General features: G+C 36.7%; 19 protein-coding genes. 6 read left to right on the plus strand and 13 right to left on the minus strand.

Annotated elements, in window-relative coordinates:
* Positions 1-63: 63 nt before the first annotated feature.
* The 4 genes from PQF83_RS15010 to PQF83_RS15025 all read left to right on the plus strand — a co-directional run bounded on the left by PQF83_RS15010 (position 64) and on the right by PQF83_RS15025 (position 6,809).
* Positions 64-2,037 carry an FtsX-like permease family protein gene (locus tag PQF83_RS15010; RefSeq protein ID WP_000145071.1) on the plus strand — a complete coding sequence of 658 codons (1,974 nt, stop codon included), beginning with the start codon at positions 64-66 and terminating at the stop codon, positions 2,035-2,037.
* Positions 2,038-2,111: 74 nt separating this feature from the next.
* Positions 2,112-4,067 carry an ABC transporter permease gene (locus tag PQF83_RS15015; protein ID WP_000144975.1) on the plus strand — a complete coding sequence of 652 codons (1,956 nt, stop codon included), beginning with the start codon at positions 2,112-2,114 and terminating at the stop codon, positions 4,065-4,067.
* A gap of 19 nt (positions 4,068-4,086) precedes the next feature.
* Positions 4,087-4,839 carry an ABC transporter ATP-binding protein gene (locus tag PQF83_RS15020; protein WP_000393244.1) on the plus strand — a complete coding sequence of 251 codons (753 nt, stop codon included), beginning with the start codon at positions 4,087-4,089 and terminating at the stop codon, positions 4,837-4,839.
* Positions 4,836-6,809 (plus strand): FtsX-like permease family protein, encoded by a 1,974-nt coding sequence (locus PQF83_RS15025; RefSeq protein ID WP_000144905.1) that lies wholly within the window; start codon positions 4,836-4,838, stop codon positions 6,807-6,809. Before PQF83_RS15020 ends, PQF83_RS15025 begins: the two co-directional genes overlap by 4 nt.
* A gap of 50 nt (positions 6,810-6,859) precedes the next feature.
* On the opposite strand, the gene PQF83_RS15030 is transcribed toward PQF83_RS15025, so the two are convergent.
* Complete coding sequence (locus PQF83_RS15030) at positions 6,860-7,051, minus strand: YjcZ family sporulation protein (RefSeq protein WP_001290390.1); 192 nt, start codon at positions 7,049-7,051, stop codon at positions 6,860-6,862.
* Positions 7,052-7,328: 277 nt separating this feature from the next.
* On the opposite strand from PQF83_RS15030, the gene PQF83_RS15035 reads away from it, so the two are divergent.
* Positions 7,329-7,922, plus strand: coding sequence for a TetR/AcrR family transcriptional regulator (locus PQF83_RS15035; RefSeq protein WP_000132252.1), 594 nt, complete (start codon positions 7,329-7,331; stop codon positions 7,920-7,922).
* Positions 7,923-7,969: 47 nt separating this feature from the next.
* Positions 7,970-8,641 carry a YqeB family protein gene (locus tag PQF83_RS15040; RefSeq protein ID WP_000757937.1) on the plus strand — a complete coding sequence of 224 codons (672 nt, stop codon included), beginning with the start codon at positions 7,970-7,972 and terminating at the stop codon, positions 8,639-8,641.
* An 88-nt stretch (positions 8,642-8,729) separates the two neighbouring features.
* On the opposite strand, the gene gntP is transcribed toward PQF83_RS15040, so the two are convergent.
* The 12 genes from gntP to menB form a co-directional block, all read right to left on the minus strand.
* Positions 8,730-10,055 carry a gluconate permease GntP gene (gene gntP / locus PQF83_RS15045; RefSeq protein ID WP_000356176.1) on the minus strand — a complete coding sequence of 442 codons (1,326 nt, stop codon included), beginning with the start codon at positions 10,053-10,055 and terminating at the stop codon, positions 8,730-8,732.
* Positions 10,056-10,102: 47 nt separating this feature from the next.
* Entirely contained in the window at positions 10,103-10,828 is a 726-nt protein-coding gene (locus PQF83_RS15050) for a GntR family transcriptional regulator (protein WP_000539281.1), read from the minus strand.
* Positions 10,828-11,844 (minus strand): sugar kinase, encoded by a 1,017-nt coding sequence (locus PQF83_RS15055; protein ID WP_001227481.1) that lies wholly within the window; start codon positions 11,842-11,844, stop codon positions 10,828-10,830. Before PQF83_RS15055 ends, PQF83_RS15050 begins: the two co-directional genes overlap by 1 nt.
* Positions 11,837-12,592, minus strand: coding sequence for a 2-dehydro-3-deoxy-phosphogluconate aldolase (gene dagF / locus PQF83_RS15060; protein WP_000181930.1), 756 nt, complete (start codon positions 12,590-12,592; stop codon positions 11,837-11,839). Before dagF ends, PQF83_RS15055 begins: the two co-directional genes overlap by 8 nt.
* Position 12,593: 1 nt before the next feature.
* Positions 12,594-13,697 (minus strand): DgaE family pyridoxal phosphate-dependent ammonia lyase, encoded by a 1,104-nt coding sequence (locus tag PQF83_RS15065; protein WP_000542376.1) that lies wholly within the window; start codon positions 13,695-13,697, stop codon positions 12,594-12,596.
* Entirely contained in the window at positions 13,675-14,775 is a 1,101-nt protein-coding gene (locus PQF83_RS15070) for an amidohydrolase/deacetylase family metallohydrolase (protein ID WP_000139955.1), read from the minus strand. The genes PQF83_RS15065 and PQF83_RS15070 overlap by 23 nt, the downstream gene beginning before the upstream one ends.
* 296 nt (positions 14,776-15,071) lie before the next feature.
* Positions 15,072-15,932: a D-Ala-D-Ala carboxypeptidase VanY gene (locus PQF83_RS15075; RefSeq protein ID WP_000759412.1), complete on the minus strand. Its 861-nt coding sequence runs from the start codon at positions 15,930-15,932 to the stop codon at positions 15,072-15,074.
* Between the two features lie 82 nt (positions 15,933-16,014).
* Positions 16,015-17,121 (minus strand): HAMP domain-containing sensor histidine kinase, encoded by a 1,107-nt coding sequence (locus PQF83_RS15080; RefSeq protein ID WP_000369658.1) that lies wholly within the window; start codon positions 17,119-17,121, stop codon positions 16,015-16,017.
* A complete protein-coding gene (locus PQF83_RS15085; RefSeq protein WP_000822491.1) occupies positions 17,114-17,812 on the minus strand; it encodes a response regulator transcription factor in 699 nt (232 codons plus the stop codon). The genes PQF83_RS15080 and PQF83_RS15085 overlap by 8 nt, the downstream gene beginning before the upstream one ends.
* A gap of 234 nt (positions 17,813-18,046) precedes the next feature.
* A complete protein-coding gene (gene menC / locus PQF83_RS15090; protein WP_000403291.1) occupies positions 18,047-19,153 on the minus strand; it encodes an o-succinylbenzoate synthase in 1,107 nt (368 codons plus the stop codon).
* Positions 19,154-20,599: an o-succinylbenzoate--CoA ligase gene (locus tag PQF83_RS15095; protein ID WP_000449582.1), complete on the minus strand. Its 1,446-nt coding sequence runs from the start codon at positions 20,597-20,599 to the stop codon at positions 19,154-19,156.
* Between the two features lie 445 nt (positions 20,600-21,044).
* Positions 21,045-21,863, minus strand: a complete 819-nt coding sequence (menB, locus tag PQF83_RS15100; RefSeq protein ID WP_000963874.1) for a 1,4-dihydroxy-2-naphthoyl-CoA synthase — start codon at positions 21,861-21,863, stop codon at positions 21,045-21,047.
* Between the last annotated feature and the right edge of the window lie 57 nt (positions 21,864-21,920).

A 21,920-nucleotide genomic window follows, 5' to 3' on the forward strand; every position in this document is an offset into this window, starting at 1 on the left:
CTCACTCTCATACATTTTTTGCAATAAAACTACTTCTATATCTTCTAATCGGAGGTATAATTTATGACATTTTGGCAATTTGCATTTAAAAACGTCACGCGTAACTCGAGAGCTTATTTTGCTTACTTTGTAAGTAGTTCTTTTTCGATTGCCGTTTTCTTTTCATTTGCTGTTTACTTATTCCATCCGAAATTACAAAACTTTGGCACGGTCTCTGAAATTTCAGGATTAATGATATTTTCAGAAGTAGTAATTGTATTTTTTTCTTTCTTCTTTTTACTATATTCCATTGGCACTTTTTTAAAAGTTAGAAAAAAACAATTCGGCGTTTTGACCGTTTTAGGAATATCGAGAAAACAATTACACCGTCTCGTCTTCATGGAAAATATGTTAATCGGTATTTTATCTATCTTTTTCGGCATGCAGTTTGGACTTGTCTTCTCGCAATTTTTCTTATTAGTGACAGCAAAAATTACGCACGTACCAGGCATATATTTATACTTACCTATTAACGCTTTTATTTTAACGACAATCGTCTTCCTTAGTCTTTTTATCGTTGTATCTACGTTGACACCGATGCTCATTCGTACAAAAAAAGCGGTACACCTTTTAAAAATAAATAGTAAAAAACGAAAAGAAAGAAAACCGTCCATACTTATTTCTTTATTTGGTGTGATTTGTTTATTTGGTGGCTATGCGTTAGCTGGAAATCCTAAATATTTCGTATCAGTAAGCCCACAAATAGGTGTTATATATATGGTTTCAAGTATTTTCGTCATTCCAACGCTCGTTACAATCGGAACATATTTCTTCTTTTCACAAATTAGTTTCTTACTTATTCATATTTTAAAGAAAAGAAGAAAATTTTATATGAAACGTATTAATATGCTTTGGATTTCTGATTTAGCAAACCGTATTCGAACGAATATTAATATGCTTTTTATTGTAGCAATGCTATCTACTATCGCTTTCACAATGATTACGTTCCTATATGGGTTCGGAAAATTTATTAAGCTAGACGTTAATCGAACTTCGCCTTTCCCAATTTCTTATTTTTCTTATGATGCGAATCCTTTTGTTACAGAGCATTTAAATTGGCTTGAGCAACAATTAAAAAAAGAGCATTTTCCTTATGAGAAAATAACAGCTGATATGTATGAAACACCGCTAGAAGAAGATAAAGGTATAGCTATTTATAATGACGTATACGCAATTAAGCAAAGCGACTATAACAAACTTGCGAATTCTTTACGAATGAAACAACTATTTATAAATGATAACGAGGCATATGTTTTAACGGGGACGTCTTATATCACTATATTCAATGAATTTGAGCAAAGCTATAAAAGAGATTACATTACACTCTCTAGTACAAATACGAAATTAAAAGTAAAAGGCTATGAACAGATCCATGCAATTCCATCTGACTTTTCATATCAAACGATCGTTTTGCCTGATATTGTTGTGAACAACTTACCTAACTCGGTAAAGCATATATCGGCATATAATTATAAAATTCAAAATTGGGAACAGACATATGAAATTGCTGATACTTTTATAGAAAAAGTGCAAAAAGATCGCAACAACTCCCAATATGAAGGGACTCTTATTCGACTATTTGAATCAGCAGGATCGTTATACAGAATAACATCTGGTAGTGCCGCATACTTCCTAATTGGAACATTTTTAGGAGTTATTTTCTTCATTGGAGCCGGTAGCGTTCTTTACTTTAGAATGTATACAGATTTGACGAACGAACAAGAGAAATACATAACGATTTCTAAAATTGGTGTAACAGGTGCAGAGATGAAACGATCTGCAACCATACAACTTAGTATTTTATTTTTCGTTCCGTACATTATGGCATCCATTCATACAATGTTCGCAACGAAAATGCTACAAGATGTAATTGGCTTATCTTTGTTCAAAGAAGTTTCAGCCGTTCTTATTATTTTTGGATTCGTTGAAATTGTATTTTTCTTATTCATTCGCTCACTTTATATGCAGAAGTTATCACAATATACTAATACACATTAAAAAGGTTATTACATGAAAAAGGTGGGATCTCTTCCCTCCTTTTTCATGCCCATTATATTAGGAGGTTTAGGTGAATGACATTTTGGCAGTTTGCATTTAAAAACGTCACACGGAACGCCAGAGCTTATTTCGCCTATTTTGTAAGCAGCGCGTTTTCTATTGCAATTTTTTTCTCGTTTGCAGTTTACTTATTTCATCCTAAATTGCATATGACAGATGTAAATGTTGCTCTGAACATATTAATGACAATTTCAGAAATTGTCATCGTATTCTTTTCATTTTTCTTTTTACTATATTCAATCGGTACTTTCTTAAAAGTACGAAAAAAGCAATTTGGGATTTTAACAGTACTTGGCATATCCCAAAAACAATTAAAGAGACTCGTATTTCTAGAAAACATGCTAATTGGTGTTCTTTCCATCTTTTTCGGCATTCAACTTGGACTTGTTTTCTCGCAGTTCTTTTTATTAGTTACCGCCAAGATTACACATGTTCCTGGTTTATATTTATATTGGCCAACAGCTGCCATTATTTTAACTATGATCATTTTTCTAGGACTCTTCATTCTCGTCTCATCGTTTACGCCGATGCTAATTCGGACGAGAAAGGCTGTACGTCTTTTAAAAGAAGGAACAAAACAAAAAGAAAGAAAAGCATCTGTGCTCATCTCTCTATTTGGTGCGATATGTTTAATATCTGGATACGTGCTAGCAGCCAATCCGCTCTATTTTATGTCGTTAGGTGACATCATTGGGCTTTTATATGCCGTCTCTAGTATATTTGTCATTCCATCGCTTATTTCAGCTGGTACATATTTTTTCTTTTCACAGATTAGCTTCTTGCTCATTCGTATATTAAAGACGCGAAGAAAATTTTATATGAAACGTATCAACATGCTTTGGATTTCTGATTTAGCAGCGCGTATTCGGACAAACATTAACATGCTCTTTATTGTAGCGATGCTATCGACTCTCGCTTTTACAATGATTACATTCTTATATGGAATCGGGAAGTTTACAAAGTTTGATGAAATTAGGAAAAACCCTTTCCCGTTTACTTATTTATCACATACTGAAAATACGTTAGCGGATGAACATTTAAACTGGTTAGAACAAAAATTTAATGAAGAGCACTTTACTTATACAAAATTTAAAACGGATATATATGAAGTATCTTCAGCTGAAGATAACACGCAGCTCTATTATGCCATTAAACAAAGTGATTATAATGTACTTGCTAAGGCTTTAAATTGGGAAACGCTCACGGTAAATAAGAATGAATCTTATATTCTTATGACAGACTTAGATGATCAAGTTATTGGAACGCTTCATAATAAAGACAAAAAAAATACTCTTACACTTACTCAAAACAATTTACAACTACAAGTGAAAGAATATAAAAGTTATAATCCATTCCCAAATCGCTTAATATACCAATTGCTCATACTATCTGATGAAAATGTAGAGGCATTATCAACCGTCTCAAAACAGATGAGTGTATATAACTTTAAAGTTAACGATTGGGAAAAAGCACATAACATCGGTTCAGCATTTACAACAAAAATTTATAATGAAAGTGAAGCGATCAAAGCAGAGCATCCTCCTTTCCACGCAAGTGAGGCGAGTGATTCTCTATATAAAGCAAAACTAAATGTCGCTTCGTTCTTCTTAATTGGTACTTTCCTAGGAGTTATTTTCTTTATCGGTGCTGGCAGTGTTCTTTACTTCCGAATGTATACAGATTTAACAAATGAGCAAGAAAAGTATGTAACGATTACAAAAATTGGTTTAACAGAAGCCGAAATGAAACGATCTGCTACAATTCAACTTGCGATTCTATTCTTTGTCCCGTACATTATGGCATCAATTCATACGATGTTTGCGACAAAGATGCTGCAAGAAGTTTTACATCTCTCGTTCTTCGCTGAGATTACAGTCGTACTAATGATTTTTGGAACAGTTGAAATTTTATTTTTCCTTTTAATTCGTTCCTTCTATATGCAAAAATTATCACAACACATTAAGTTTTAAAATTAGAAAGGTGATTATTATGGAAGAAGTATTACACATAAAAAACGTCTCAAAAGTGTATGAGGGGAAAGTTCCTCATACTGCTTTAAAAAACATAAATTTACATGTAGATAAAGGTGAATTCGTTGCGATCATGGGACCATCTGGTAGCGGTAAATCTACATTTTTAAACGTTATCTCTACCATTGATTCTCCGACTGCTGGCGATGTCGTGATTAACGGAAAAAAACCGCACACATTTCGTAGAGAGAAGTTAGCTATTTTCCGCCGCCAAGAGTTAGGATTTGTTTTCCAAAACTTTAACTTACTAGATACATTAACAATCGGTGAAAATATCGTACTACCTTTAACATTAGATAATGTTCCTTTAAAAGAAATGGATGAAAAGCTTGATAACATTTCAAAAAAGCTTGGAATTGATCATATTTTAGACAAGCGTATCTTTGAAGTGTCAGGAGGACAAGCACAGCGTACCGCAGTAGCACGTGCTGTTATTCATCATCCTTCTCTTCTACTTGCCGATGAACCGACAGGAAACTTAGATTCAAAAGCGGCAATTGACGTAATGGAGCTATTTACGAAATTAAACAAAGAAGAAGATGCAACGATTTTAATGGTTACGCACGATCCGTTTGCAGCAAGTTATTGCAACCGCGTCATTTTCATTAAAGATGGCGAACTTTACAATGAACTACACCGCGGGCTATACCGAGAGAAATTTTATCAAGAAATATTAGATGTTCTAGCATTATTAGGAGGAAGACGTGGATGACATTTTGGCAATTCGCATTTAAAAATGTCTCGCGTAATTCGAAAGCATATTTCGCTTATTTTGTAAGTAGTGCGTTCTCTATCATGGTTTTCTTTTCATTTACTGTATACGCGTATCATCCACGCTTACAAATTATAAATAAATTACAGGAACAAGATCCGCTCATGAACTTGGCTGGCATGGCACAGTTTGTTATCGTTTTGTTCTCGTTCTTCTTTCTCTTATATTCTATTGGGACGTTTTTAAATGTACGGAAACAACAATTTGGCGTTTTAACTGTTCTCGGTATATCTCAAAAACAATTAAAACGTCTTTTGTTTACTGAAAATATGATTATTGGAATGCTAGCTATCTTTGCTGGTATTCAAGGCGGTCTTGTGTTCTCTAACTTTTTCTTACTCGTTACTTCTAAATTAACAAATGCAAAAGGTCTCTATTTATATTGGCCAACAGAAGCTATTATCGTAACAACAGTAACTTTTATTATTTTATTTTTCATCGTTTCTACATTTACACCGATGTTCATTCGTACTCGGAAAACAACACGATTAATTAAAAATAATAAAAATAAAAAAGATGAAAAAAGGCCATCTATACTCATTTCATTGTTTGCCTTAATTTGTTTAGGCCTGTGCTATTATATCGCTGGTTATCCGCAAGGCTACGTAACAGAAAAAAACGTACAAAATGGATCTGTATACCTTATCATGTTATCTATTTTACCGCTCGTAATAGTCGGAACATATTTATTCTTTTCACAGACGTTTCTCCTCTTTATCTTTATCTTAAAAAAGCGGAGAAAGTTTTATATGAAACAAATAAACATGTTATGGATTTCAGATTTAGCTAGCCGTACACGTAGTAATATTAATGTGCTCTTTATCGTTTCTATGTTGTCAGCACTGGCATTCACAATTATCATCGGGTTATTTGCCTCTAATAACAATACAAAAGCAGCGATAGTAGAACGATATCCTTTCCCCTTCACATACATATCTGAAGGAGAAAATGCATTAGAGCAAAAGCACATTGCTACAATTGAAACGGAACTTACAAATGCCAATTTTCAATACAATAAACATAAATTTACGGTGTTAAAAGACACAGCTTTAAAAGAAGACGTTGCTCTTATGAAAATGAGTGACTATAACGCACTCGCTAAACAATTAAAGAGGCCGAAAATAACTCTTGATTCTACACAAGTTTATATTATTTCTCGTTACTCTCCAGAACTTTTAAATCTTGTATCAAATCCATTTGCAAAGCAAAATACGATTATACTTGGCTCTAATAAAAAGGAATTTCATATTAAAGGTTTTATTAATAAAGGAATAGAACCATCCTTTGCATTACCTCATCTCATTATTATGGAAGATCATGCAATTGAAAATATGGTTCCTCATATTGAAACAATCACGATTTATAATTATTCTGTAGAGAACTGGGAAAACACGATTATTCCGACGAAAAAAATGTCGCGTACCATTAGTGATGATGCGCACAATTTTCAAGAAAAACATAAAGTAGAACCTATCAGGGTCCCTTTTTCCATTTATACAGCTGCTGATAATCTAAACTACAGTAAAGGGAATTCAATTGCCACTTTCTTTATTTGGACATTTCTCGGCTTTATTTTCTTTATCGGAGCAGCTAGTGTTTTATACTTCCGTATGTATAATGACTTAACAACTGAAAGACAAAAGTATATTACGATTACAAAACTCGGCTTAACAGAATCGGAAATGTTCCGTTCTGCAACGATTCAATTAGGAATTTTATTTTTCGTCCCTTACATCGTCGCTGGTGTTCACACGTTATTTGCGGTTAAGTTTTTACAAAGCATGCTCGCTTTTTCTTTACTAAAAGAGCTATTAATTGTACTCACTTTCTTTGGGATTATCGAGATTATTTTCTTCTTCTTAATCCGATCTCTGTACATTAATAAATTATCACAACACATAAAAATATGAATAAAATGGCCTTGTGCGTATTGCACAAGGCCATTTTCAATAGTTTTTAATTAGCAGCAATATCCGCCGTAGCCACCATATCCGTAGCCGCCGTAACCGCCATAACCACAACCGCCACCGCCGAAGCAGCTAGCACCGATGATAATTAATAAAATAAACAATACGATTAGAAGCGCAAAACCGCCTCCGCACCCATGTCTGCGGTTACAATCATCATGTCTGTGTTCACACTTTTCGCTCATTACTCTATTCCTCCTTTAGTATCATTCATAACAAGTTCACCTTGCTCTAAATGAGGGGATTCCATTTATATTATGTTTTCAGGGCGAATAGGAAGCTTGGCTTGCTTAAAAACGGGCTTGTTTTAGGAATTGGGCTTGATCAATAGGCGAATTACCCTTATCAAGATGTAAGCATAAAGCATTTGACATACTTCTAATTTCTTACTAAAATTTAATTGAACGACCAATCAATTTTTTGATTATACATTCAAATTATACAAATCAGGAGTTGAATAGCGTGACTGATTCTTTTATTGCAGAGGCTAGACGTGAACAAATTATTCTTGCATGTATTGATACATTAGAAGAAGTTGGATATAACAACTTAAGCTTAACGAAGGTAGCAAAAAAAGCTAAGATTAGCACTGGACTTATTTCTTATCATTTTAACGATAAGCTTTATCTTATGAATCGGACATTACAATTTTTAGTTGATAAACAACATGAATTTATTAGCAATCGAGTACTATTAGCCCAATCTGAAATAAACAAACTAGAGGCTTTTATTGAAGCACATTTGGCTTATCAAGAAACTCATTACAACAATAATATTGCCTTAATTGAGATTGTCTTTAATGCAAGAAATGAAGAGAATATTCCTTATTACAGAATCGAAGACGACGAAGAAGATGATGTTATTAGAACGATGTTATTAGATATTTTGAAGACTGGTCAACAAAATGGAGTCTTTTCTAACTCTTTCCAAATTGACACATTGGCTTCATTTATTTTAGGAGCAATCGAAGAAAGGATGCTAAAGGCGAATTCATCTATATCTATAGAAAATTACTCAGATGAGCTCATAAAAATGGTGAAGAAACTCACTATTTAAATGCCCTGATTTTGAAAAAATATATATTTAGAAAGGATGAACTACAAATGAAAAAGGTATCTGTTATTGGATTAGGTTTTTTAGAAAAATTACTTGCTATAGTAAGTCCAATCCTTTTAGGCGTTATTGGATATTTTTCACCTAAATTAATAGAGATTATAAAAAAGATTCCTCTCTTTTCTGATTCAAAAATTATAGAACTTTTACATTCTATTAACCCTTTCTGGCTTCCAATTATCCTCATGTCAATTGGCGCTATTGCAGGGATTTTATTTTCTTTAATTATTTATAGTGAAGCTTTAAAGATGAAAATCAATTCAGAAGGTATTCATATGAGTAAAGATGAGCAAGAAAAACAAATTACAAAGGCGAATGTAAAAGTCGTTTTTGTAGAGAATCGTCAAGTGGTGGTCATTGATCAAGAAGACCGAGAATGGCTACGTGAAACATCTGATATAAATCCACGTAAAATTAAAGATATTTTCTTGCTGCACGGTTTTCCATGGGTGGAACAAGATCCTTATAAACAGGACTATAGTCTATGGAAATTAGAGGATGGGCGATTTAGTAAAAGTGTAAATACAATTTTATATAAAAGACGAAATGCCCTTCGAGAAGGAAACTCGAAAAAAAAGAAGCATTTACGCAAAGATTTGAATGAGCTAGGAGTCTTTGTCAAAGACGATGGAGAAGATCAGTATGTCCGTTCCATTAAGTAATAGAGCGATAGAAAGCACAAAAAAACGAATAAAGCACGCAGAGAAATTACATTTTCTCTGTGTGCTCTATTTGTTTAAATCGGCTCTTCTAAATAAACATATTCAATAAAAGCGCAAAACCAAATGCAATAAATGATAACAATGTCTCGAGTACCGTCCACGTTTTAAACGTTTCCTTCACCGTCAAACCTAAATACTCTTTTACAAGCCAGAACCCTGCATCATTTACGTGAGAAAACATTAATGAACCTGCTCCGGTTGCAATAACAAGCAACTCTAAATTCACACCAGACATGTGCTGAATAACTGGTGAAACAATCCCTGCTGCTGTCGTTAATGCTACTGTCGCTGAACCTGTTGCAATTCGAATTAATCCAGCTACCATGAAAGCTAATACGATTGGTGATAACGATATATGTTCTGCCATTTGCGCGATCGCCGTTCCAACGCCGCTTTCAATTAATATTTGTTTAAATCCACCGCCTGCACCGATAATTAAAATAATGGAACCGACAGGTAATAAGCTTTCATCCGTTAATTTTTTAATCATCTTTTTATTAATTCCTTGTCTTATTCCAAGTAAATAAAATGCTGCGAAACATGAAATAAGTAAAGCGATTACTGGACTTCCAATAAATACAAAAAATTCAGTCATCTTTTCCGGTAATGAAATATATGGTGCAACGACCGATAAAATCATCAATACAACTGGTAATAAAATAATAAAGAATGAAACTTTACGACTCGGTAAATCAGTTGAGACAGTCGTAACTCGAATAAGCTCTGGTTCATTTTCAGGTATAACCCTTTTATGTACCCACTTTGCAAATATCGGTCCTGCGATAATGGCTGTTGGTAACGCGATAAGTAATGAATATAAAAGTACCTTTCCTAAGTTCGCGTTATAAATACCGATTGCTGTCATCGCCCCTGGATGTGGTGGCACGAGCCCGTGAACAATAGATAACCCAGCAATAACAGGTAAAGCAATTAATAATATGTTTTGCTTCGTTGTTTTTCGAATTGAAATAACAAGTGGTAATAAAATGACAATCCCTACTTCAAAAAAGACGGGAATCCCTATAACAAACCCTGCAAATAACATAGCCCAAGGTAATTTTTTTACGCCAAAAAATCGAATAAAGAAATCTGCCACTTGCATGCCGGCCCCTGAATCGGACATCATTTTTCCTAAAATTGTACCGAGAGCTAAAATACCAACTAAATGCCCTAGTACACTACCAACACCAGTTTCATAGGCAGTCACTATTTTCGTTAAATTCAATCCAGACATAATAGCTAAAAATAAACTCGCAACTGTTAAACTAATAAATGCATGCCACTTCCACCATGATACCCCTAAAATAACAATCGCAATTGCAAGTAACGTGACGATTAATAAGTATATATCCATCTCTCATTCCCCTTACTTTATAAAAAAAGAGGGCGAATACCCTCTTTTTATACGTCATAATTCACTACATAATGCTGCATTTCTGTATTGTAGTAGCCCTCGCTATATTCAATTACTTCGCCAACTTCATCGTAAGAATAGCGCATTCGTTTTAATAGCGCTGTCCCCTCTTTTTCACCTAACGCTTCTGCAACGAAATTAGGTGCAAGTCCAACAGCGAATTCATCTCTAAAGTTTTCTAAATGAATGCCTCGGTCTTCAACTAAATCATAAAGCGATTGCAAGTCAAAGTCCGATAAATCTGTACTTGCCATTTTCGCTGAGAAATAGTGCGTATAATGAATGTACGGTGCATCATTTAACGTATATAAACGTTCAATACGAAAACTCTCTTTACCGAATAATCGAAATGGCACTGTTCCTTCTTCATTCTGAACAATTTCTGCTTTTAGCAATTTTTTCTGTACTTTATATCCTTCTTCCACTAACACTTCAGTAAATTTCTTACCCTTTGACAGTTTTGTCGCAGAAGTGTTACGGATGACTTTCGTTCCTTTACCGCTTTTCTTTTCTAAATACCCTTCTTGAGCGAGTTCTTTAATCGCATTTCGTACTGTAATTTTACTCACTTTGAACTCTTCTTCTAACTGCGGTTCGGAAGGAATATTTGTATGAATTGCATATACACCATGCAATATTCGATCACGAATAATGTTTTTTATTTGTAAATATAATGGTCCTTTTTTCCTCGTTACGTTCACCGTTACACCCACTACCTTTCTACATCACCTACTGATGCCGTCATTGCCCGAAGTATATCCTTCTCTGATGACATTGGCGTATCACCGACGATTGTATGTGCAAGCATTCCAGCTGCTGACGCAAATGAAACAGCTTTCTCTGGTGCAAACTCTTCTATCTCGCCATGAATAATCCCGCTCGTATAAGCATCTCCAGCACCTATTCTATCATATACAGAAAACGTAAGTGTTTTTGCAAAAGTGAACGCACCATCTTTACATATAAATCCGCGAAGCGAGTGTGTATTATCGCTATTAATAGAGCGATGTGTACCAGCGATTGTAGCGATACTATACATTTCAGCTACCTTTGGAATAAGATCCATGAGCTGCGCCTCTCGCTCCGTTTCTTCTGTTTTCATTCCTAAAACAAACATTGCATCTTTTTCATTCATCATTACAATATCAGCTAGCCCTAACATTTCTTCATAATGCGGTTTCGCCTGCTCGTACCCATCTTTTCCCCAAAGTGATGGACGATAATTGCAATCAAAAACGACAGTGCCTCCGTTTTGTTTAACTGCTTTCGCTAAAGATTTCATATGATGGCGCACAGTATCATTCATCGCAAGTGTAATCCCGCAAAAATGAACGATATCAATTTCCTTCGCGATTTCTTCAAATTGATACATTTCTTCACATGCCGTATTAAAGCTACTTTCTAATCGATTCGAATATGTAACGCGGCTTGCACGTGCGCCAAATCCATTTTCTAAAAAGTACATGCCGACATATTTACCGCCTCTTGAAACAAGCGAGGTTTGCACGCCTAATTTTTGAATGTAAGATAATGCAGCATCTCCAACCGAGTTTTCCGGTAAAGTAGAAATAAGAAGCCCTTCATGCCCGAGATGAGAAAGTGCTGCAGCAACGTTCACACCTGTACCAGAAAATGAGTATTTTAATGTATTAGCTTGCGATAACAATTCATATCCTGGTACTTGCAGGCGCATCATTACTTCACCGAATGCTGCAATTTTCTTACGCATACTGATCAACTAACTTCTTCACGACTGCTAATAATTCACGAACATCTTCTACTTTCGTATTGCCAGTTTCTTTATCAATAATAGAAGAGTACACATGCGGGATCACTTGCTCTACATTTGCTTCAAGCGCAATACGTACAATTGTTTCAAAGTTTTCTTTATCGATTCCGCCCGTTGGCTCTAATGCGAATCCTTCTTCCGCACAAGCTTTCGCAACTGCGCGATATTCTTCTTCATGAGCTAGCCCTTTCATCGGGAAGTATTTCAATGAATTTCCGCCCATATCACGTACAAGTGCGATCGCTGTTTTAATTGGAACGATTGCTTTTTCTTCTCCAGCTGCACTAATTGGACCAGTAGAAATATTTACGTACCCTACTTTTCCTGTTGGCGATACTAAACTATTAATCCAGCTATCTTTTCCGCCAAGATTTGCACGTGTCGCTCCAACTGAAGGGAACACTTGGTTAATATGGCTACCTGGATAATGTTTCGCAATTTCAGCTACAACTGCTGCTTGGCGATTATCTCCTGCTCCCAGTCCGATCGATACAGCGTCATCAATTTCTTTTCCGTATGTTTTCATCGCTGTAACAGCTTCTTCTACTGTTGGATAATCTTTTGATAATACACCTACTACTACATAACCTTCTGCTGCTTCAAAAATATCTTTCGCATTTTCGATATTGTTCGCTAATACATTTAATGCTACGCGGCCTTTATAAAAACGTTTTTGAATGTTTGTCATTTTAGTTTCCCCCTACAATTTCTCTCAATTTTTCTTCAATCACATGTATGTCATCACCTTGAAGTGGACGTGGATCAATATCAAAGAATCCTTGTCTTACTCCGTAATCACGTGTATAAATCGCGATTTCCCCTTCGCGTAATGCTGTCACAACGTCTTTTGCCGATTTATTTAACTCTTTTTCGTTAATATGAATACGGGCTCTAAAGATTGCTCTTCCCGCTTCATCTTGAACGATCGTTACATTTACACCGTTTAATTCTTTTAGCGGCATAAGTACTTGTAACAACTCTTTTTCTTGCTCACTCTTATCTTCTTTTACTCCGTACTCATCAAGCGCTTGAAGTAAGCCAAATGTTGTTTCTTTCCCAACTTTCATACTTCTTCCGATGCAATGTAATTGCACTTTCAGCCACTCAATATATTTTCGTTTCCCGCCAACAATACCAGAAGTAGGCCCTTCAATTGCTTTTGAACCGCTATAAATGGCAAGGTCTGAATACTTCACATATTTTTGAATATCTTCTTCAGCTGCCGCATCGACGATAAGTGGTACATTATTTCGCTGCGCAACTTCCCATGCTTCTTCAACAGAAATCATATTTTTTTGCACGGCATGATGTGATTTTACATAAAGAATTGCTGCTGTATTTTCACCAATTGCATCTTCAATATGCTCTGCTTTCCCTTCATTTGCGTAGCCAACTTCTACAAGTTTTCCTCCGCCTAAGTAAATCATCGTTTCAACAGGAGCACCGTATTGAACGTTATGACCTTTTAACATAATCACTTCGTTTTTCGCGATGACCTCTTGATGAAGTCTTTCACTTTTACGGCGATTTCCTTCTGTCACAATTGCTGCGATAGAAAGCGCAATTCCGCTCGATGCTGAATTCACAACAACCGCTGCCTCTGCATCTAGAATTCTCGCAATATGATCTCCTGCTTTATCTACTAAATCAGCAATTTCCACATAATTTTGTCCCCCATGTTTCATTGCATCCATAACTGTATCTGTCGGAGCGGATACACCTAAAATACTCATTCTACCGCTCGCATTTATTACTCTTTTTAATCCGTACTTAGCATTCAATGAATAACCCATTGACTACAACCCCTTTCGTATCAATTCTTCTTTCAGCAATACGCTGATCCCCTTCTGAATCTATTAACGTAATCTTCTCATCTTTCACCGTAAATAAAGTTAAATTTGCAATATCCCCTTCTTGAATACGGCCAAGCTCAGGTTTCTTAAGCCATTCTGCCGCATGTTTCGTCACCGCATCAATCACTTCTTCTAGCGGATAACCTAAGTAAAGGAATTTCGAAAGAACATGAGCCATACTATACACTGGACCGTGCACGCGATTCTTCCGGTAAATATCTGTACTAATTGTATTAAAGGCAATATCGTGACGCTTTGCTGCCTCTGCTACTTTAAAAGAAAAACTAGCATTACCATGCCCAACATCTAAATGAACGCCGCGATTCACTGCTTCTAGTAACACAGGTAGCGGTTTACCTTCTTCATCAAACAAATTATTTTCTTTCCCGTTTAAGTAATGTGTAATAACATCATCTTTTTCTAAAAGAGGTACAACTTCCTCAATGCGAGGAGGCGCTGAACCGATATGTACCATAATCGGTAATGATGTTTCACGTGATAAAGAGCGCGCTACATGCAGCGGTTCAATTCCACTATCACAAACGACGCTTTTACTCATTCTCGCCTTTAACCCAACGATTACATCTTTATACTTTTCTACTGCTTCTATTACTTTCTCTTTATCGATCCATTCCATATTGGATAATTCATCAATTCGTTTCAAACCGATGCGAGAAATATTTAAAAAGGCAAATAAATTCGTTTTCGCCTGCTCTCTACTTTTTACTAAATCTGCAATGCGATCAGCTCCGCAGCTACCCGCATCAACAATTGTCGTTACCCCTTGTTTAACGCCAATTTCATCCACCTCATCGCCATACGGATCAAACTCTGGAAAAGCATGAACGTGCAAATCAATCCAGCCACTCGATACGTAAGTACCCGAGTAATCAAGAACCTTTCCACCCTCGCCAGCACCTGCTTTCGTCACCTGTGCGATTTTATTATTTTCAATTACAATGTCAATCTCTTCCCCGTTCACACGTTTCACATTACGTAGTACGAATCGTTCTGTCATTGTACTTCACCCTTTTCTATAAGAAGCCATAAGAATACGCTTACATTAAAATTTCATTTTATATATCTTTCACACGTTTAGCGTAACACAAAAAAAGAGAGAAGTAAATATAACGTTATAATGTTTAAAGGTAAATAAAAAAGATGCTCCTCAAAAAATTGATAGTACAGGAAATTATATCAACGATTTTTCGAATATATCTATCGTAACTCAAAATATATCAACGATTCCACAAGAAATATCGATCCCTTTCTTATATACGAAAAGGTTGCTCCAAAGCGGAACAACCCCTTTTTCTATTCCTGAACCGTCACAATAACCCCATCCATATTGTTTCCCGAAATTTCATACTGCTTATTCACCGGAACATTCACTTTCCTATTCCCGGAAACTTTATAATAAGAAACCGTATATTGCTTACCTTCCACATCGGTTGTGATTTCTTTTTGCTCTTTTAAGAAGTCTAAGTATTCCTCTAATGTAATTTTCTTTTTTTGCATAATTGCACTATGAGGTAGGCCGACATAACGGATGTGCCATGGCTCATAGTGAATGCCTGTAATGTTACTTTTATTTTTCGGATAGCGTAAAACAAATCCGTGCTTCCATACGTTCTCTTCAATCCATTTTCCTTCAGGCGCTTTTTCCATTTTCTTTTGCGTTGAACCAACGTCCAGTGATAACCCTAAATTATGTTCACTATATCCTGCTGGGAGTGCATAATCAGATCCCATTTTTTCATATAGCTGTCTTTGCTCTTGGAAATCTCGATAGCCGCTATTCATTAAGAAATGTTGTACGCCATCTTTTCCAGCCGCATCGACAACGTTCAAAAACTTTTTTACAACATCCTTTGATAAACGAAGATTTCTATCAAATATTACGTAGCCTCTCACTAATTCACTATTATGATTTACATTTATAATATCAGACCTAATGCTATCTTTTTTTAGTGGATAATCTTTGTTAACTAATAATAGATTCCCTTTATAAATTTCTTCTTTTGTAATCTCTATCTTTTCCATATTTGCATTCTTTATTGCGCTATTTTCCTCGCCGATTTTCACATCAATTTCTTTTTGAAATAACGGTGATATATATAAGCCTACACAGATTGTGCATGCGATAAAAAGAGAAATAAATACCCACTTTTTCATTTCTAGTTCCTCCTTAACATAACTTACGTATAGAATAGAAAAAACTATTAAAATAAAAAGTGGGGTAAAGTTTAAATTTTTATTAAATTGTAACGTTCTCGTCTTTTGGCAATCGCACTTCAAACATTGTTCTAACTACATTACTTTCAGCAGAAATCGTCCCGTTATGCTGTTCAACAATATTTTTCGCAATAAATAGCCCAAGGCCTGTCCCGCCACGGTTTTCTGACCTCGATTTATCACCTGTATAAAACATATCAAAAAGATACGGTAAGTCCTCTTCTGGAATGCTATCTCCGTAATTCATAACTTGTACGACAACTTCTTCATTATCGATATACCCATTCAAATCAACAAATTGCCCATCATATCCGTAACGAACAGCATTTGTTAACAAGTTTTCAAATACTCTAGCTAACAATTTCCCATCACCGTTAATCGGCAAATGAGGATCAACATTCAATCTAGCTTCTAAATGATGTTTTTCTAATAACGGATACAATTCCTCATCTAGCTGTATAAGCAGCTCACTTATATCAATCGGCTTTTTATCCAGCTTTAGCATGCCATAATTCATACGTGTAATTTCAAATAACTCATCAATTAAACTTTCGAGCCTTTGCGATTTCGTATATGCAATTGTAGAGAAATGTTTAATTTGTTCTTTTGTTAAATTTTCATCTTTAAGAATTAAATCTAAATAGCCTAAAACAGATGTTAACGGCGTTCTTAAATCATGAGCTAAATTTACAACGAGCTGATCTTTACTACTCTCAGCAAAGTCTCCTCTTTCCACCGCTTCTTTTAACTTTTCACTCGCAACATTTATTTCACGCGCGATGTCTCCAAATTCATCATTTGATGAAACTTGAACTCTATTCGTAAAGTTACCGTTCGCAAGATGATGAATCCCGTTAGAAATCTCACTAAAATACTTTAAATACGGTTTTGTCAAAAAGAAGAAAAAGATAATAGACAACGGGATAAAGAAAATTAAAAAGAAGTTAATGTCTCCAAATTCCCTTACGATTGACCTAAATTGTGCTAAAGGCTCTTCATAGCGAACCATCGTTTTATAATACAACTGCAATCCTTTATAAATTATATAAGTTACAGTTGCAGCGAGCACCATACTTAACGCAAATAAGGCAATCATTTTAAATCGAAAGCTTTTCATCATGTTATCCATTGAAAGTATACCCTACTCCCCACACTGTTTTTATTAGCTTATCTTTTCTTTTATCTTCCCCAAGTTTTTTCCGCAACGTACGAATATGTACCATAACTGTATTTCCGCCTTCATAATAATCATCTGCCCATACTTGCTGAAAAATATTTTCCACATTGTATACTTTCTTCGGGTGACTCGCTAATAAATATAAAATATCAAACTCTTTCGGTGTTAATTCAACTTGTTCTCCGTACACATTTACTGTTCTTCGCTCAGGATCAATCACGACCCCGCCTACCTCTAAAGCAGATTTATTCTCCGCTACTTTCGGCTGATTTAACGTAAGAAACCTACGTAATTGTGCATTTACACGTGCAACTAATTCAATCGGTGTAAAAGGTTTCGTCATATAATCATCTGCACCTAATACAAGACCTGTCACCTTATCAAAATCAGACGTTTTCGCACTTAAGAAAATGATTGGCATATGATGCTTCGCACGAATTTGGCGCGTCACTTCATACCCATCCATTTTCGGCATCATAATATCTAAAACCACTAAATCGATTGGCTGCGTTTCAATAATATGAATTGCCTCTTCTCCATCAGCTGCTTTCACGACGTGGTACCCTTCTTTTTCTAAATGTATCTCAATTAAATCAGCAATTTCTGCCTCATCATCCGCTATTAAAATGGAAATGCGCTTCATTTTACTCCCCCTTTATACGCTCGATTGTAAACTAGTCTATCCAATTTGTACAATAAGAAAAGGCTACTCGCGGGAGTAACCTTAGTAAATGAAATTATATCGACGATTTTCCAAATATATCGAACACAACTTGAATTATATCGACGATTTTTTTAATATATCGACGTTTCGACAAGGAATATCGACTTACCGACAATTAACGACGAAATTCGCCCACTATTTTAAAGACTCAACCTACCGCTCAAACACAATCCGCTGCTTCGTGATTTCCGCCAGCCTTCCGCGATCTACTTCATACTCAGTATCAACGCTTTGCGGCACCATCACTTTCCCTCCCTCAAGCATCACTTGCGGTGAAATAATATCCTTCTCCCAATGTCTACTAGAAGCGGATATATCGCCTGGAATCGTAAAGTTAGGCAGTGAGGCAAGGGCAACATTTTGTGCTCTTGAAATCCCCATCTCTACCATACCGCCGCACCAAACTGGTATGTTATGCTCCATACAATAATTATGGATTTGGATTGATTCTGTTAATCCGCCCACTCGCCCTGGTTTAATGTTAACGATTTGACAACTGCCAAGTGTAATCGCAACACGCGCATCTTCTAAACTATGGATACTTTCGTCCAAACAAATTGGCGTTTCTATTTTCTTTTGCAACTGTGCATGATCAAGAAAATCGTAATCCGCTAGCGGTTGCTCAATCATCATCAATTGGAATTCATCTAGTCGTTTCAGACTCTCCGTATCCGCTAATGTATACGCTGAATTCGCATCAGCCATTAACGGGATATGCGGAAACTCTTTACGAATTTCTTTCAATAACTCATAATCATGCTCTGGCTTTATTTTCACTTTAAAACGCTCGTATCCTTCTTCCGCGTACTTCTCGATTTGTTTTAACATAACCGGAATCGTATTAAGCCCAATTACAACACCAACTTCAATTTCAGCTTTCGTTCCGCCAAGCAATGTCGCTAATGATTTCTTTTGACGCTTCGCATATAAATCCCAAACAGCCCCTTCAATTCCGGCCTTTGCCATTCGGTTTCTTTTTATATGCTGGAACAAACTTGGCACTTCATTCGGATGAGAAATTTCAGCCTTTAATAAATCCGGTAATAAAAAGTCTTGCAGTACATGCAGCGCCGTCTTCACTGTTTCTTCCGTATACCACGGTTCAGAAAAAGCAACGACTTCCCCAAATCCAATGTACCCGTCCGTATCTTCTAATTCAATGACGATACTCTCACGCTTTTCATACGTTCCGTAGCTTGCAGCAAACGGGATGACGAGTGGCATTTCCGTTATATGAAGTGTCGCTTTTTTTATCTCCACTTACATCTCCTCCACTAATTGTCTTAACTCTCGTCTTAACAATTTTTTCGAAGCATTTCGTGGTAATTCCTCTAAGAACCACGCTTTTTTCGGCACTTTATATTTCGCTAATTTCTCCTCGCAAAAGTGAAGAATTTCTTCTTCTGTTACCTCTCCACTTTTTACAATAAAAGCAGCGGGTACTTGTCCCCATTTATCATCAGTCATACCGACAACACCAGCTTCCGCTACCGCCGGATGAGAAAGCAACACTTCTTCAATTTGAGCTGGATATATATTCTCTCCGCCAGAAATAATTAAATCACTGCGGCGATCTAATACGTATAAAAATCCTTCTTCATCTAAATAACCGAGGTCACCAGTATGAAGCCATCCGTTTTGAATTGTCTCACGCGTCGCATCTTCACGGTTAAAGTAACCACCTGTTACGTTCGGTCCTTTTACTACGATCTCGCCTTCTGTAAACGCCGGCACTACTACGCCATCTTTTTCAATACGCAGTTGGCACTGAAATAGTGGTTTTCCAGCTGACCCTACTTTCGTTAACATATAATCTGCGGATAACGTACAAATTTGCGAAGACGTTTCTGTCATACCGTACGTTTGATATACAGGAATCCCTTTATCAACACACGTTTCTAATAACGGTTTCGGCGCTGGTCCTCCGCCAAGTAACATACATCGTAAAGAAGATGGATATGTCTCTGCCCCAAGTCGCTCTAATAAATCAGTTAACATTTTAGAAACGACAGAAATAATCGTTACACCTCTCGTTTGAAGTGCTTTATGAATAAAATCAGCATCATATTTCGGAACGAGTAAAATGCGCATGCCGTACATAATATTTTTCATTAAAAGAGATAGCCCGCCAACGTGGAACATCGGCATACAAGCTAACCAGCAATCATCATCACGAAGTCCTAAATTAAGCGAAGAACCAACCGCGCTTGCCCAATGATTGCCGTACGTTAAAATAACGCCTTTCGGTTTTCCAGTCGTCCCTGACGTATAAATAATTGTCATCGCTTCTTTTAAAGAGAATTCTTCTTGTATAGAGGCTTCCTCTTTTGGTCCATTCATTATGTCGGTGAATGAATACACAGGAATATCTTTAGCCTCAAAATCTTGATCTGTCACTAAACAAATAACTTCAGCATCATCCATTTGCCAAAGTAGCTCTTCTCTTGAAAGACGCGTATTTAAAAGCACAGCTACTGCACCTACGTACGATAGGGCGTGAATAACTGTAATCATCTTCATACCATTTTTCATCAGAACAGCCACCTTTTGCCCACGCTTCACTCCTATATGTGTGAGGTGTTCACAAACAGATACTACTTTTTCATGCAGCTGCATAAAAGTAACTTTCTCTTCCTCTATTTCAATTGCAGTGCGATCTGGTGTTAAAAATGCACGTTGCATTAACCAATTTGGCATCGTCTCCATCATTCATTCTCCTTTCATGAAAGAAAGAGACTTGATATGACATCAAGTCTCTTAGTTGTTTTGTTTCCGGTTTGACCTTATCCAGCTGCGCCTCCTAGCCCCTTCCGTCTAAGAACCTTCCGCACAAGAAAGTAAAAAACACTTTCTGTGCGAAAGAACCTTAGCCAACGGGGCTAAACAGTCGGCTCCGCTTTTAAAACATCCAGCTACAGCGGCTAGAACAGTCGGTCGTTTCACGCCTTCCTACGAGGCAAAAAGCGCCTCTACGTCAGGAGTTCCAACGCCCTCGTGTTCTAAGTGAGCCGCTTTCGCTTTTGATCTCATCCAGCTACAGCAGCTAGAATGTTCGGTGGCTTCACTTCTTCCTACGAGGCAAAAAGCGCCTCTACGTCAGAAGCTCCATCCCCCTCACATTCTGAACGAGCTGCTTCCGCTTTTGGTTTGATCACGGGAAACGAGGGAATTGACCGAAGTCTGGACGGCGTTTTTCTTTGAACGCGTCGCGACCTTCTTTTGCTTCGTCAGTTGTGTAGTACAATAACGTTGCATCTCCAGCTAGTTGTTGAATACCAGCTAGACCGTCTGTGTCTGCGTTGAATGCAGCTTTTAGGAAACGAAGTGCCATTGGGCTGTTTGCTAAAATTTCTTCTGCCCATTGTACTGTTTCTGCTTCAAGTTGTTCTAATGGTACTACTGTATTTACTAAGCCCATATCAAGCGCTTCTTGCGCGTTGTATTGACGGCATAGGTACCAAATTTCGCGAGCTTTCTTGTGGCCTACCATACGAGCTAAGTAACCAGCTCCGTATCCACCGTCAAAGCTTCCTACTTTAGGACCTGTTTGTCCGAATACAGCGTTGTCTGCAGCGATTGTTAAGTCACATACGATATGAAGTACGTGCCCACCACCGATTGCATAACCTGCTACCATTGCAATAACTGGTTTAGGAATTGCGCGAATTAGACGTTGTAAGTCTAATACGTTTAGACGTGGGATTTGGTCGTCACCTACATATCCACCATGACCGCGAACTTTTTGGTCGCCGCCAGAACAGAATGCACGTCCACCTTCACCTGTTAAAATGATAACGCCAACATTTGCATCATCACGAGCATGTGCAAAAGCGTCGATTAACTCCATTACCGTTTTAGGACGGAATGCGTTATGTACTTCAGGGCGGTTAATCGAAATCTTTGCGATACCATTGTATGTTGAATAAATAATATCTTCGTAATTGCCTTCTTTTACCCATTCAATAGCCATTACAACTACCTCCTTGTATATTTCTGATCTCCTCTATAAGTGTAACTTCATTCTTAA

This window comes from Bacillus sp. FF-1 (assembly GCF_028548245.1).
In the GTDB taxonomy this organism is placed as follows: domain Bacteria; phylum Bacillota; class Bacilli; order Bacillales; family Bacillaceae_G; genus Bacillus_A; species Bacillus_A paranthracis.

What these genes read in the sequence shown, in the direction of transcription:
- menB (WP_000963874.1), bottom strand. Translation starts at nt 21,863, where the DNA reads ATGGCTATTGAATGGGTAAAAGAAGGCAATTACGAAGATATTATTTAT.
- PQF83_RS15095 (WP_000449582.1), bottom strand. Translation starts at nt 20,599, where the DNA reads ATGGAGACGATGCCAAATTGGTTAATGCAACGTGCATTTTTAACACCA.
- PQF83_RS15070 (WP_000139955.1), bottom strand. Translation starts at nt 14,775, where the DNA reads ATGACAGAACGATTCGTACTACGTAATGTGAAACGTGTGAACGGGGAA.
- PQF83_RS15025 (WP_000144905.1), top strand. Translation starts at nt 4,836, where the DNA reads ATGACATTTTGGCAATTCGCATTTAAAAATGTCTCGCGTAATTCGAAA.
- PQF83_RS15080 (WP_000369658.1), bottom strand. Translation starts at nt 17,121, where the DNA reads ATGGATAACATGATGAAAAGCTTTCGATTTAAAATGATTGCCTTATTT.
- gntP (WP_000356176.1), bottom strand. Translation starts at nt 10,055, where the DNA reads ATGGATATATACTTATTAATCGTCACGTTACTTGCAATTGCGATTGTT.
- PQF83_RS15010 (WP_000145071.1), top strand. Translation starts at nt 64, where the DNA reads ATGACATTTTGGCAATTTGCATTTAAAAACGTCACGCGTAACTCGAGA.
- PQF83_RS15020 (WP_000393244.1), top strand. Translation starts at nt 4,087, where the DNA reads ATGGAAGAAGTATTACACATAAAAAACGTCTCAAAAGTGTATGAGGGG.
- PQF83_RS15055 (WP_001227481.1), bottom strand. Translation starts at nt 11,844, where the DNA reads ATGCGTAAGAAAATTGCAGCATTCGGTGAAGTAATGATGCGCCTGCAA.
- PQF83_RS15085 (WP_000822491.1), bottom strand. Translation starts at nt 17,812, where the DNA reads ATGAAGCGCATTTCCATTTTAATAGCGGATGATGAGGCAGAAATTGCT.
- PQF83_RS15075 (WP_000759412.1), bottom strand. Translation starts at nt 15,932, where the DNA reads ATGAAAAAGTGGGTATTTATTTCTCTTTTTATCGCATGCACAATCTGT.
- PQF83_RS15030 (WP_001290390.1), bottom strand. Translation starts at nt 7,051, where the DNA reads ATGAGCGAAAAGTGTGAACACAGACATGATGATTGTAACCGCAGACAT.
- PQF83_RS15015 (WP_000144975.1), top strand. Translation starts at nt 2,112, where the DNA reads ATGACATTTTGGCAGTTTGCATTTAAAAACGTCACACGGAACGCCAGA.
- PQF83_RS15065 (WP_000542376.1), bottom strand. Translation starts at nt 13,697, where the DNA reads ATGGGTTATTCATTGAATGCTAAGTACGGATTAAAAAGAGTAATAAAT.
- dagF (WP_000181930.1), bottom strand. Translation starts at nt 12,592, where the DNA reads ATGACAAACATTCAAAAACGTTTTTATAAAGGCCGCGTAGCATTAAAT.
- PQF83_RS15040 (WP_000757937.1), top strand. Translation starts at nt 7,970, where the DNA reads ATGAAAAAGGTATCTGTTATTGGATTAGGTTTTTTAGAAAAATTACTT.